Below are 11,705 nucleotides of genomic sequence, written 5' to 3'. Positions count from 1 at the left end.
CGGACTTTTTCAACACTATCGGCGCAAAGCTGACGTTCAGTCTGTTACTGGCATCGGTCAGAGAAGGGCTTACCAAGGGGCTCAGTGCCATTCATCAGAAATCTAGGAGAGCAGCGAAGAGCCAGTTCACTCCTTCATCGCAAACATCGGGTTCCGATGGCTGTATTTATCATCTGCGTCGGCCCATGCGTTCCAATCGATCAGGATCGGAAGATCTTCATCATGTGCATCCCAAACTGTAATCTCCCAGGTTGGGTGCATTGATCGGCAATGCCGGGCGTGCACCTCAGCATCGTCCCTGCCGTCGACATTGAACTGCAGGCCGAGCGCGGCGTCGCTGATGATGTCCGTCCACCAGAAGCGGACGCGCGTTGGCGACCAGTTCATGAACAGGCTTGTTTCGGTGAGGCCGACAAGTCCGTTCTCACCGGGGCGACGCGCCAGAACGATCGCACCGTTGAACTTTGGTCGTTTTCGCTTCCACGATAATATATTCGTCATTTGATTTCCGTTCATCGACATTGCTCCGCTTTCGCGGGGCTCAGGCCCCGCGAAAGCTGATTTCCAGTTCGGTTTCGGATGCCGCCGCTCAATCAGCGGCCACCTTTCTATGTCAGGGTGCGGACTGCCCGCGCCCCGCAAGGATCGCCGCCAATTCCCGGCCTGCTATGCGGGACTGAGCGCCGTCGATGTAGTGCTTTTCGGTCATGGCGAATGACCGATGACCGAGGAGGTCTTTTGCTACCCGGATGTTCTCTGGATCGGCGATCGAGATCAATGTCGCTGCCGCGTTGCGGAAGCGATGCGGGCTGACCTCGAAGCCGAGACCGATCCGCGTCCACTTGATGACACGCCTCCTGATCATCTTGTCGGTCATCGGCCGTCCTTCGTAAGGCCAGAGGTTGCTGTGTTGCGCGGCTCCGGGGAACGCCAAACGGACCTGATCAAGATAGATATCCATGTAGCGGGACAGGCGATCCGACAGCTCGTATTCCTGTTCCGTCTTCGTCTTGGTGTTTTCTGCCGGCACCATCAGGCACCAACGCTGCCCGACTTTCATCATGTGGTCGCCTACCAGCAGGCGGGAGAACGCTCCCCTGCGAATGGGCGCTTCCACTAGGGTGGCGATCAGCAGACCGTCGCGATAGGCGACGGCGCAGCTCTTGGTGAGCCGCCCCAGCGCATTGGCCTTGATCAGGGCACGATCCATCAACCGCAAGCCGAGAGCATAGAGATCCGAGCTCAACACTTGGCGATGCTTGATCGGCACCGCCTTTGCGGCGATGCGCCTGGAGATGCGGTAGAGCCACTGCCAGTCGCGATCCGGACAGAACGCCCGGATCGTGTAGAACAGACGCCCAATGCAATGTGCGACGGTCGTGTCTCGGCAGTTCTCGCGCAGATACTCGACATAGTCCTCCACGCGGCTCTGCTCGACACGATCCCCCGGCGTGAGTTTGAGTGCATCCGGGAAGATGTGAGACAGGAAGCCCAGCCACCGGCCGTAGTCCGCCTTCCTGCCATATTTGGTGGCGGGGGCCAGAGATGACCCTGATCCCCAATCGAAGACATCGATGGCTTCGAACGCACGCTCGAACAGTTCCCTATCCTGCAAAGGCCAAGCGTCGAATGGCAGGCCGCTGTTGAGGTGACGTGTCATTCCGCGTCCTCCGAGTGGGCGCGGCGTGACCGGCTGGCATTGGGCCGGTTGGCACGGCTTTCGTCGAGAGCCTTTGCCAACAGAGCATTATGGTGACGTCCGGCACGGCGGGTATCCAATCCGGCATAGAAAGTGGCTGTCGTCTCCAACTTCTAGTGACCGAGCAGGTGCTGCACGACCACGTGCCCGCCTGGACTGGAGTCCAGGATGAACTTGGCGGCCAGATGCCGAAACGCGTGCGGATTCATGTGCATGCCGGTATACTGCTTGAAGTAACGCTGCACGAGGTAACGCACTGTCGCGAAGCCCTTCACGCTGCCATCACAATTAGCGAAGAGGTGCTTCGGCTTGTGGCCGATCACAGCAGGCGCAATCACGTCGCGATATTCGATCATGCGTGCCGCAAGCTGTTGCGGGAGGTCGAACTCAAGGATCTCGCCCGTCTTCGTCTCATCGGCCGACAACACCAATGTCGACGTTCCCCCGTCACGAAGGAACAGATGCTGTTCGAACGCCAAGGCCGTCAGGTTCTTTAGGCGAACTGGCACAAACATCAGGATCTCGATGCCGAGGGCAGCCTGGGCCTCCGCAAGGCGCCAACGGTTGCGCCGCTGGCTATTCTGTATGTCCTGCCACATACGTGCTGGCGCGGTCAAAAAGCGCCTCTTGAGGTCAGGGTCGTCGAATTGCATGACCAGAAGCTTGTTCTTGCGCGTCATCCCGAAAGTCGGTGCTGGTACCAACTTGGCCAGGCGCTTGAGTTCAGCGAGAGTCTCTTCGTCAACTTTTACCCAATCGCGTGCGAGCTGAACCAACAGCTGAGCCGAGAAGAAGTTCTCGTAGGACGGCTGTCCGTTGGTGACCTCGTGCCTCTTGCGAAGAATGCGCTTGAAGGCATCGACCGTAACCAGGTCAGCAATGCTTTGAAGGGAGGCGACGTCCACGCCCGTCTGCGCGAGTGTGCTCGCCGCCAAATGCACCCGCCGGAAATAGGTGTCGAGCGTGATCTGTTTCAGCGGCTTCGGGCGCGCATCGTCTGCGAAGACATCGTTGCCGTGCGCCCAAGCTGCATAGCTGTACCAGTCCTGCCAAAAGCTCTCCGGAAACTCGGTTGGCGGAACGCGGCTGCGACGCAGACGCGAAACAGGCACATCGACCTTCTGCAAGCCCATATCCGGAAACAAGTCGGCTATCTCGTTCCACGCCATGGCCATGCTGCGATGCACCTGGTATTGGTTCTGGCGCAGCGACGCCTTCCCCATATCGGCCATCACTCGCTGGATGACCCTGGAGTTCACCTCCTGCGGAGCAATCCCTGCACGATTGCAAAAGTTGGCCAGCCGGGAGAGGATGTTCCGCTGAGCAGGAAGCCGAACCCTGTTCCAAAACGCGGCCCATTCCGGTGCTTTGGGCCGCTTCGCATGGTGATCGAAAATGCCTGGAACAAGTTCGCTTTTTGCCACCGCGCTGAGCGTGAGGCTCTTTACGTTGGCAAATGTTTTAGGTCTGATCCCAAGCGCCGCCGGTTGCATCCGACCGTAGAGGTTCCTGAGGTCTTCAACGGTTGCCGGAATATCCTTGAGGCTCTGTCCCGCCCACTTTTCGAGGCTGCGTAGGGCGGACTCGAATTCCTGACGCTTTGACAGTGAAAGCTCAGGCCGAGACAGTATCGCAGTAAGCACCTGATCCATTTTCGGTGCCGGGGTAAAGATCATGTTCATCGTATTTGCTCCTAGTTCTTAAGGTTTGACGAAGCAACAGCCGGTTCCCGGCAGTTGCGGTTAGGAGCAGATTTCGGGAATACCTTCTTCTACGAAACATACATAGTCGTAAAAGAAGGTCTCTAGGCACGCCGGGTGATCTGGCGAGCGTGCTCAGGCCCGTTGCTGCCATCCGCTCCTGTCACCAAAATCCAAGCCAAGCCGATTCCAGGTAGCGCTGCTAGGGCTTTTCATTGGCGACCAGAGACAAATGGCAAAGTTTTTATCGAATTGCCATGCATCTTATTGCCGATACGCCTGGGCTGCCTATATGGATACATGTATGGGATCGAGCACAGTGTATAGAAATTCTTGACAAGATTTGAGATATAGATCGATGATTGGATCGACGGTTTGTACTGACTGCCTCGCAATCTGCGATGAGCTGCGGTCACTTGCGGTAAGCGCGGCAGAAGAGTTATTATATTGAAAAATTCGGCGATGAATCTTCAGGGTCCCCGGCACTGCGGCGGGATGCAGCGGCTGTCGCGGCTTACGGGCCGAGCCCGCGCGCTGGAAATCATCGCCTCGGGGGAGGATTACGACGCGGACATGGCCGAACGCTACGGCTGGATCAACCGCGCCGTCCCCGACGCAGAACTCGACGCCTTCGTCGACCGCTTTGCCCAGCGGATCGCCTTCTTTGACGCGGAGGCCCTGGTCGCGGTCAAGGCGATCCTCAACGAGGAGAACCCCCCGCCCACCGGCGAAAGCCTCAAGGCCTCGTACGCGCGCTACAGCCAGCTGCTTGCCCGCGATTCCGTGCAGCAGCGTTTCCAGCAGTTAGGGCAGGCGACGCCGGAAATGATCCTCGATCTGGAACTCAACCTGGGTGAGCGCATCGGCCCTCGGTAGCGGACCACAGAACCAACCAGCCCCATCTGGAAATAAATCCTCGGAAAGGGGCGCCCGCCTTTTTAGTGCCCGGTATGCGTTAGAGATCGCACTTAAGCGGGTGACGATCTCCCATTCTAACCGTCACTGGTCCGTCGAGTGTGGATTGGGCGTGCACGTCCTCTCCCATCAACGTTGTGCTCCCCCCGCGAGCTCGCCTAGTCGCAAGGTGAAAGGCGACGTCGGGTCCATGGCCCCATTCATGCCGACTTTGCCTTTGGTCGTGATGCGGACGGCATTCTGCCGGCAATTATTGCGTGATCTGCAATAGAGTTTTGTGCTGGCCCCAGTTCATCCCACGACAAGATAGCTGCATAAATCCCACGCTGGCGGTTGAGGGGGACCGTGGCGCAAAGCGGAGAACCCGATTGCGCCAGTAGAGCGACAGTCAACAACGTGGAGGAGCAGATGAAAAACCTATCGTTTAAGGCGATGCTGTTGGCGAGTCTCGCCGCAACAGCCGCAATGGGCGTCGTACAGTCAGCAAGCGCTGCCGACGAGAAATACGTCCTTATCCACCATTCCCCTGACAGCGAGACGTTCTGGAACACCGTCAAGAACGGCGCCAGCCTGGCAGCAGAGGAAGTTGGTGCAACCGTCACGTTCCGCAATCCGCCGTCCGGCGACTTGGCGGACATGGTGCGCATTATCCAGCAGACGACCGCCGAGAAGCCCGACGGGATCATCGTTACGATCCCCGATCTCGAAACAGTGGGCGGCGCAATCGCGGACGCGGTTGCGCAAGGTATCCCTGTAGTGACGATGAACACGGGCACGGCAGAGGAATCCAAAAAACTCGGTGCTCTGCTCCACGTCGGTCAGCCTGAATTTGAGGCCGGCAAGGGCGCCGGTGAACGAGCAAAAGCCGAAGGCATGAAGTCGTTCCTCTGCGTGAACAGCTTGTTCCCCAATGTGGCAGGGCAGCAGCGCTGTGAAGGCTTCGCGGAAGGTCTGGGCGTGCCTCTGGGCGAGCAGATGATCGACTCCGGCACCGACGCGGCGGAAATCGCCAACCGAGTAAAGGCTTACCTTTCGAGCCATCAGGATACGGGCGCCGTTTTGACCCTCGGCCCCATGACTGCGATTCCGACGATCAAAGCGCTGAAGGACAATGGGATGGCGGGCGACATCTACTTCGCGACCTTCGATCTTAACCCCGACATTTCGCAGGCGATCAAAGATGGCGTCATCCACTTCGCCATCGACCAGCAGCCTTTCCTGCAGGGCTACCTGCCGGTCATCACGCTGACCAATGATCTCCGCTATGGCGTGCTGCAGGCCAATTCGGTGCTTTCGGGACCGGGGTTCGTCACTAAGGACAACCTTGCTCTCGTCGAGTCGCTGGCCGGCAAGTACCGGTAAACGCCTCGCCTCCCCGGGGGGCGGAAGCGACCTGCGCTTCCGCCCTTCCCTTCTTACAGATCCCTTTTGCGGGCAAGATCAGATGACGTCCACAACTAGCACCGACGAGCGCCTCAAGCGGAACTCACTCCTGCGTCGAGCGCTCGTTCGCCCGGAGCTTGGAGCAATTGGCGGCACGGCAGCCGTGTTCGCTTTCTTCCTCATTCTCGCCGGCAGCACCCAGATGTTCGCCCTGGATGGTGTCATTAACTGGAGCACCGTTTCGGCGCAGTTCATCGTGCTGGCCGTGGGCGTGTCGCTGCTGATGATCGCAGGCGAGTTCGATCTGTCGCTCGGGTCCATGGTGGGCTTTTCCGGCATGGTCTTCGGATTGCTGGTCATCCACGTCGGCATTCCGGTCTGGGTAGCGATCCTGCTGACCTTTGTGGTCTGTGCCTTGATTGGCACCATCAACGGCGTCCTCGTCATTCGCACGGGTCTTCCGTCTTTTGTCGTGACGCTGGCCTTCATGTTCATCCTTCGCGGCGCGACGATCTGGAGTGCGATCACCTTCAACAAACAGCCGGTCGTATCGGGTATCGGTGATGCGGCAGCGGGCGACCCCATCGCCTGGCTCTTCGGAGGTAAAGCGTTCACAGGCCTGTTCACATGGCTGGGTCAGCAAGGCATCATCGAAACCTACACCCGAGGTACGCGGGCAGGGCAACCGATCGTCGATGGCATTCCCATGCTGATACTGTGGGCCATCGGCCTGGTGATCGTCGGGCAGTGGGTTCTGACCCGTACCAAGTTCGGCAACTGGATTTACGCTGCCGGCGGTGACCCACAGGCTGCCCGCAACGTCGGCGTTCCCGTGGCTCGAGTGAAGGTACTGATGTTTATCGTTGCCGCAATATGCGCAGCACTCCTCGGCATCTCCCAAGCGATCGAGTTCGGGTCGGCTGCGTCCGATCGCGGTATTATGAAGGAATTCGAGGCGATTATTTGTGTCGTCATCGGCGGTGCATTGCTGACCGGTGGCTACGGGTCTGTGTTGGGCGCCGCTCTGGGTGCCGTTATTTTCGGTGTGGTCCAGCAGGGTCTGTTCTTCACCAACGTCGAGAGCTCACTCTTCCGAGTGTTCCTTGGCACAATCCTCCTCGGCGCAGTTGTGGCCAACACGTACATCCGCCGCTCAATCACTGGAGAGAGGTGATGACCACGCCTATCCTGGAAATGATCGACATCCAGAAGCACTTTGGCCGCATCATCGCCCTGTCCGGCGTGTCGTTCAGCGTCATGCCAGGTGAATGTCACTGCCTGCTCGGTGACAACGGCGCCGGTAAGTCGACGTTCATCAAGACGATGTCGGGAGCCCATACCCCGACTGGTGGCGAGATGAGGGTAGCAGGCGACACCGTTCATTTCACAAGCCCTCGCGAGGCGCTCGCTGCCGGGATCGCCACCGTCTATCAGGACCTTGCGATGATCCCGCTGATGAGCGTCAGCCGGAATTTCTGGCTCGGCCGCGAGCCAGAAGCCGGCTTCGGCCCCTTACGCTGGCTGGATTTCAAGAAGGCCGATGCCATCACACTCGAGCAGATGAAGCAAATGGGTATCAATTTGCGAGAGCCGGGTCAGGCGGTGGGCACTCTGTCGGGAGGCGAGCGACAGACCGTCGCGATCGCGCGTGCCGTCTATTTCGGCGCCAAGGTGCTCATTCTCGATGAGCCGACCTCGGCGCTTGGCGTGCGCCAGACCGCCAATGTGCTGACGACAATCGACCGGGTACGCAAGAAGGGCATCGGCGTCGTGTTCATCACCCACAATGTCCGGCACGCGATGGCGGTCGGAGACCGGTTTACCGTTCTCAACCGCGGCAAGACGCTTGGCACGGCCGATCGTGGGCATATCTCATCAGAAGAACTGCAAAGTTTGATGGCCGGTGGGCAGGAACTCGCCCAGCTCGAAGCGTCGCTCGGAAAAACGATCTAGAGATCGCGTCGGAGGGCGGCCCGAATTGGGAGCCCGTCCGAGAGGAGGTCGAATTGTCAAAGTACCTTAATGAACAGAACTCGGTCGAAACGGTCCTCGCGAGGATGGGCGATGGAACGAATGCTCGTCTTCGTACCGTTATGGAATCGCTGATCAATCACCTCCATGGGTTCATTCGCGATGTCGAACTTACCGAGGCAGAGTGGGAGATTGCAATCGCGTTTCTGACCCGTACCGGGCAGATGTGCAGCGACACGCGGCAGGAATTTATCCTGCTTTCGGACGTGCTCGGTGTTTCGATGCTGGTGGACGCGATCAACCATCGGCGTCCCACCGGTGCCACTGAGAACACGGTGTTTGGACCATTCCACGTCGACGGGTCGCCCGAACGGCAGATGGGTGACAACATCAACCTCGATGGCAAAGGTGAGCTTTGTCTTTACGAGGGCCGCGTCCTCGACCTTGACGGCAATCCAATCGACAACGCCTATGTCGACGTCTGGTCAGACAACGACGAAGGCTTCTACGACGTTCAGCAGCCTGACATACAGCCGCCGTTCAACAACCGTGGCATCTTCAGAACTGGCGTTGACGGTCGATACAGCTTTGTCGGGATCAAGCCGACTTCATACCCCATTCCAAACGACGGACCCGTGGGGCAAATGCTCGAACAGCTCGAACGTCATCCTTTCCGCCCTGCGCACGTGCATTTCCTGGTTGGCGCGAACGGCTACGATCGCCTCTGCACACACATCTTCGTCGCGGGAGACCCGTATCTGGAGTCGGATTCCGTGTTTGGGGTGAAGGACACGTTGATTGTCGCCTTCGAGCCGCTCATCGACGCGACGACCAAGTGGAAAGCTAAGTTCGACTTCGTCCTGAAGCGACTGTAGAACCCTCGCTCGCGGTTTAGTTCAAAAGGCTGACAGTCGCGCGGCGGCGTCGGCGACCGCAGGCCTGGCAGCTAAACGCCCAGCTCGACTAATATCTTCATTTTAGTCCCGCTCGGATCCATCAGCGGCTTGAATCCCTTCTCGACGATGTCGTCCAAGGCGATCGTGTCATCGATTAGGCGTTCAACTGGCAAACGGCCGCTCTCGATCATTGCGTAAACACGCGGCCATAGTGTTGTCGGGTAGCAGAGCGACCCCTGCAATCGAATATCGCGCGTGATCAGGTCGAAAGGTGAGAACTCAACCTTGGCGTTGGTGAGGCCGACAAGCACCACCGTTGCCTGCGAGCGCACCGACTTGATGCAGTCGGCAATAGCTCGCGGGTTGCCCGCGCACTCGATAGCTGAATCGCACCCGAGGCGCTCGAATGTGTGCTCTCGAATGAAGTCTGCAAGCGGCGTCTTGGTAGGGTCGATCGTGATGACCGGAATGCCCAACGACTCTATGCGCTTGCGGCGGGCCGCATTGGGTTCGCTGAGGAAGATCTTGCCGGCGCCGGCAGCGTGGGAGGCCATGACCGTAAGCGCCCCGATTGGGCCGCCACCAGTGATCAGGATCGAGCCGCCCGGCTCAAGCCCGCTGCGGTCGACTGCTGTCACCGCGACAGCCGCCGGCTCCACCATCGCTCCCTGTTCGAAAGTCAGGGTGTCAGGCATTTTGACGGTCGCGGATGCCTTCATGACCGCGAAATCCGCGAACCCTCCCCAATTCCATGTCAGGCCAGTCGCGGCCCCGCGGGTGCCAAGGAAATGCAGGCCGCGAACGCCGAAGTAACCATCGGCCGGGCCCATGTGCGGCTGGATCGCCACGCGGTCTCCGAGCTTCAGGTGGGACACGTCGCTCCCAACGGCCGCGATTTCACCGCTGAACTCGTGGCCGAGAATTTGCGGAATTGAGGCCCCCGAGAAAGGGTTGGGCTGAGCAGATATGAAGTGGGGTCCGTCGGCAAACTCGTGCAGATCGGTGCCGCAAATGCCGCACAACCTGTTGCGGACAAGAACTTCGTCCGGCTGCAGGTCGATCGGATCCGGAAGTTCCTCAACTCGGACGTCGCCTTTGGCGTAGAAGCGGGCAGCTCTCACTTTGGAACTCCTTTGGAAAGTGGCGGCGCTTGTAGCGCCAGAAAAATCAGATGTAGTGTCAGGGCGAGCAGGGGGCCTGAAGCGCCTGCAATCACAGCGCCAAGCCAACCAAAGCTCTCAATCGCCCAAACGCCGACGCTGGCGCCAGCCGCCCCACCGACGAAAAAGGCTGCCATAAAGAGGCCGTTGAGGCGAGCCCGTTCGTTAGGGTGAGCGGAAAAGAGCTCACGCTGGCTCATCACCAGAGACACGGGGACGGCGCCGTCGAGCAGGAGGGCACCAACGAGCAGGGCCACCAGCCCAACCACGCCACCCGATCCGCCCCAGCCGGCAACGATCCAGGATAGGACGCCGGCGCTGAGGGAGAGCGTCGTCCCCAAGGTGATTGCTCCGCGGTCAGCTACCCTCCCAGCCAGAGGTGACATGATCGCGCCTGCGGCTCCCGCCAGCGCCACGAGTGCGATCTGAACTTGGTCGAGGCTGTAGGGCGGCCTGCTCAGAAGCAGGGGCAGGGCCGTCCAGAAAAGGGTGTACGAATAGAACATCAAGAATTGGTAGGCGGCCCGACGCTGAAGCAGTTGGTTGCTCAAAGCGAGCGAACCCATGGACTTCAGCATCGCTCCGTAACGAAGCTTGCCCTCGGGCTGTCGCGCCGGCATCCGAGCGAGGATCAGCCCAGCGGCGCCGAGGCAGATGGCGGCAGAGACAATGAAGACCGGCCGCCAGCCGAAAGGACCGGTGATCAGGCTCGACACTGGCCGAGACAACATGATGCCAGTCAGGATGCCGGCCATCACCCGCCCAACCATCAACCCTTGGCGCTTCGGATCGGAAAGCGCGGCCGCATAGGGAAGCAGGATCTGGACTGACACTGACCCGACGCCGATACCGAAGCACGCGAGTAGGAAGAGCGTCGGCGAGGTTGTCAGTGCCATTGTGATCGAGGCGGCGAAGCCGACGACGAGCACTGCCAAAGCCAGGCGTCGGTTCTCGAGCGCGTCAGCGAGCGGCACCAAAAGGAGGAGGCCAAGACAATAGCCCAGCTGGGCAAGCGTTACGATGATACCAGCACCTTCGGGTGCGAACCCAAGCGTGCCGGCAATTTCCCCGACGATGGGCTGTGCGAAATAGAGGTTCGCGACGATAGCGCCGCAGACGCAGGCGACGGCGAACTCGAAGCCAGCCGGCAACCGATCCTTGGCGATGGAGACATTCACGTCAGATGATGGATCGGATCGAGCCACCGTCGACGCCCCAGACCGAGGACGTAACGAACGAGGCCAGATCAGAGGCGAGGAACAGGATCACGTTCGCGACTTCGTCCGGCGTCCCGAGCCGCTGCAGCGGGAGCTGCCGAAGTTTCATTTCGTGCTCGACGGCCGCCTGCGGCTCCATCTTGTGGTACTTGCCCATCGTCTCGGCGAAGCCCCCGGGTTTCTCCCAAAAAGGCGACCATATGGGGCCAGGAGCAACAGCGTTGACGCGGATCTTGGGAGCCTCGGCTCGGGCCAATGCCTTGGTGAGGGCGAGGATTGCGGCCTTCGATACCGAGTAGTCGACCGGCACGGGTTCTGGCTGTCGCGCCAGATCCGACGCATTGTTGACGATGACGCCGCCATTGGCCCGCAGGATTGGAAGCGCTTTGCGGATCGCTCGTACATAACTCATGAAGTTGAGCGAAAGCGTTTCATCCCACGCAGCGTCATCGACGTCGTCGAAGCTGCGGATTGCGCCGGAACCAACGTTGTTGACGAGCACGTCAACGCGGTTCCCGAAGGCCTTCAGAAGCTCGTCCATGCCGCGGGACACTCCAGCCGCTTCCGAGAGATCGGCGCTTGCGGAGTGAACCGTGACACCATGGTGACTGGCGACGGCCGCGACTTCTGCCAATCCTTTCTCGTCGATATCCAACAGTCCGAGGTCGGCGCCTTCCTTGGCGAAACCCAAGGCCGTGGCGCGGCCGATGCCATTGGCGGCGCCGGTGATGATTACGACCTTTCCCTTGAGACCAGTGTCCATA

At 59.7% G+C, this 11,705-nt stretch carries 11 protein-coding genes; 5 read left to right on the top strand and 6 right to left on the bottom strand.

Going from position 1 to position 11,705, the window contains the following annotated elements; genetic code table 11:
* Positions 1 to 126 precede the first annotated feature (126 nt).
* The 3 genes from AC0L3D_RS01775 to AC0L3D_RS01765 all read right to left on the bottom strand — a co-directional run bounded on the left by AC0L3D_RS01775 (position 127) and on the right by AC0L3D_RS01765 (position 3,381).
* Positions 127 to 522: a hypothetical protein gene (locus AC0L3D_RS01775; RefSeq protein WP_473642833.1), complete on the bottom strand. Its 396-nt coding sequence runs from the start codon at positions 520 to 522 to the stop codon at positions 127 to 129.
* A 91-nt stretch (positions 523 to 613) separates the two neighbouring features.
* On the bottom strand, positions 614 to 1,660 hold the full coding sequence (locus tag AC0L3D_RS01770) for a tyrosine-type recombinase/integrase (RefSeq protein ID WP_473642832.1): 1,047 nt from the start codon (positions 1,658 to 1,660) through the stop codon (positions 614 to 616).
* Between the two features lie 152 nt (positions 1,661 to 1,812).
* Positions 1,813 to 3,381: a hypothetical protein gene (locus AC0L3D_RS01765; protein WP_473642830.1), complete on the bottom strand. Its 1,569-nt coding sequence runs from the start codon at positions 3,379 to 3,381 to the stop codon at positions 1,813 to 1,815.
* Positions 3,382 to 3,846: 465 nt separating this feature from the next.
* Between AC0L3D_RS01765 and AC0L3D_RS01760 the strand changes: the two genes are divergently transcribed.
* From AC0L3D_RS01760 to AC0L3D_RS01740, 5 genes are all read left to right on the top strand, one after another.
* A complete protein-coding gene (locus tag AC0L3D_RS01760; protein WP_473642828.1) occupies positions 3,847 to 4,275 on the top strand; it encodes an enoyl-CoA hydratase/isomerase family protein in 429 nt (142 codons plus the stop codon).
* 447 nt (positions 4,276 to 4,722) lie between these two features.
* Positions 4,723 to 5,676 (top strand): sugar ABC transporter substrate-binding protein, encoded by a 954-nt coding sequence (locus tag AC0L3D_RS01755; protein WP_473642827.1) that lies wholly within the window; start codon positions 4,723 to 4,725, stop codon positions 5,674 to 5,676.
* An 82-nt stretch (positions 5,677 to 5,758) separates the two neighbouring features.
* Positions 5,759 to 6,871, top strand: a complete 1,113-nt coding sequence (locus tag AC0L3D_RS01750) for an ABC transporter permease (RefSeq protein WP_473642825.1) — start codon at positions 5,759 to 5,761, stop codon at positions 6,869 to 6,871.
* The gene (locus AC0L3D_RS01745; RefSeq protein ID WP_091600581.1) at positions 6,871 to 7,650 is read left to right on the top strand and encodes an ATP-binding cassette domain-containing protein; all 780 of its coding nucleotides are present in this window, start codon (positions 6,871 to 6,873) and stop codon (positions 7,648 to 7,650) included. Before AC0L3D_RS01750 ends, AC0L3D_RS01745 begins: the two co-directional genes overlap by 1 nt.
* A 53-nt stretch (positions 7,651 to 7,703) precedes the next feature.
* Positions 7,704 to 8,543, top strand: coding sequence for an intradiol ring-cleavage dioxygenase (locus AC0L3D_RS01740; RefSeq protein ID WP_287345009.1), 840 nt, complete (start codon positions 7,704 to 7,706; stop codon positions 8,541 to 8,543).
* A gap of 71 nt (positions 8,544 to 8,614) precedes the next feature.
* Here the strand turns inward: AC0L3D_RS01740 and AC0L3D_RS01735 are convergent, their stop codons facing one another.
* The 3 genes from AC0L3D_RS01735 to AC0L3D_RS01725 are packed head-to-tail and all read right to left on the bottom strand — an operon-like array spanning position 8,615 to position 11,704.
* Positions 8,615 to 9,685, bottom strand: a complete 1,071-nt coding sequence (locus tag AC0L3D_RS01735) for a 2,3-butanediol dehydrogenase (RefSeq protein ID WP_473642824.1) — start codon at positions 9,683 to 9,685, stop codon at positions 8,615 to 8,617.
* Positions 9,682 to 10,929 carry an MFS transporter gene (locus tag AC0L3D_RS01730; RefSeq protein ID WP_473642822.1) on the bottom strand — a complete coding sequence of 416 codons (1,248 nt, stop codon included), beginning with the start codon at positions 10,927 to 10,929 and terminating at the stop codon, positions 9,682 to 9,684. Before AC0L3D_RS01730 ends, AC0L3D_RS01735 begins: the two co-directional genes overlap by 4 nt.
* Positions 10,904 to 11,704 (bottom strand): SDR family NAD(P)-dependent oxidoreductase, encoded by an 801-nt coding sequence (locus AC0L3D_RS01725; protein ID WP_473642820.1) that lies wholly within the window; start codon positions 11,702 to 11,704, stop codon positions 10,904 to 10,906. The genes AC0L3D_RS01730 and AC0L3D_RS01725 overlap by 26 nt, the downstream gene beginning before the upstream one ends.
* Position 11,705 lies beyond the last annotated feature (1 nt).

The sequence above is a fragment of the Mesorhizobium sp. WSM4837 genome, from assembly GCF_055811435.1.
The sequence above is the reverse complement of the archived record's forward strand: the minus strand, read 5'-3'. Positions and strand labels throughout refer to the sequence as shown.

Coding starts and splice junctions, on each gene's coding strand:
- AC0L3D_RS01775 (WP_473642833.1), bottom strand. CDS start 522: ATGTCGATGAACGGAAATCAAATGACGAATATATTATCGTGGAAGCGA.
- AC0L3D_RS01765 (WP_473642830.1), bottom strand. CDS start 3,381: ATGAACATGATCTTTACCCCGGCACCGAAAATGGATCAGGTGCTTACT.
- AC0L3D_RS01745 (WP_091600581.1), top strand. CDS start 6,871: ATGACCACGCCTATCCTGGAAATGATCGACATCCAGAAGCACTTTGGC.
- AC0L3D_RS01755 (WP_473642827.1), top strand. CDS start 4,723: ATGAAAAACCTATCGTTTAAGGCGATGCTGTTGGCGAGTCTCGCCGCA.
- AC0L3D_RS01750 (WP_473642825.1), top strand. CDS start 5,759: ATGACGTCCACAACTAGCACCGACGAGCGCCTCAAGCGGAACTCACTC.
- AC0L3D_RS01770 (WP_473642832.1), bottom strand. CDS start 1,660: ATGACACGTCACCTCAACAGCGGCCTGCCATTCGACGCTTGGCCTTTG.
- AC0L3D_RS01725 (WP_473642820.1), bottom strand. CDS start 11,704: ATGGACACTGGTCTCAAGGGAAAGGTCGTAATCATCACCGGCGCCGCC.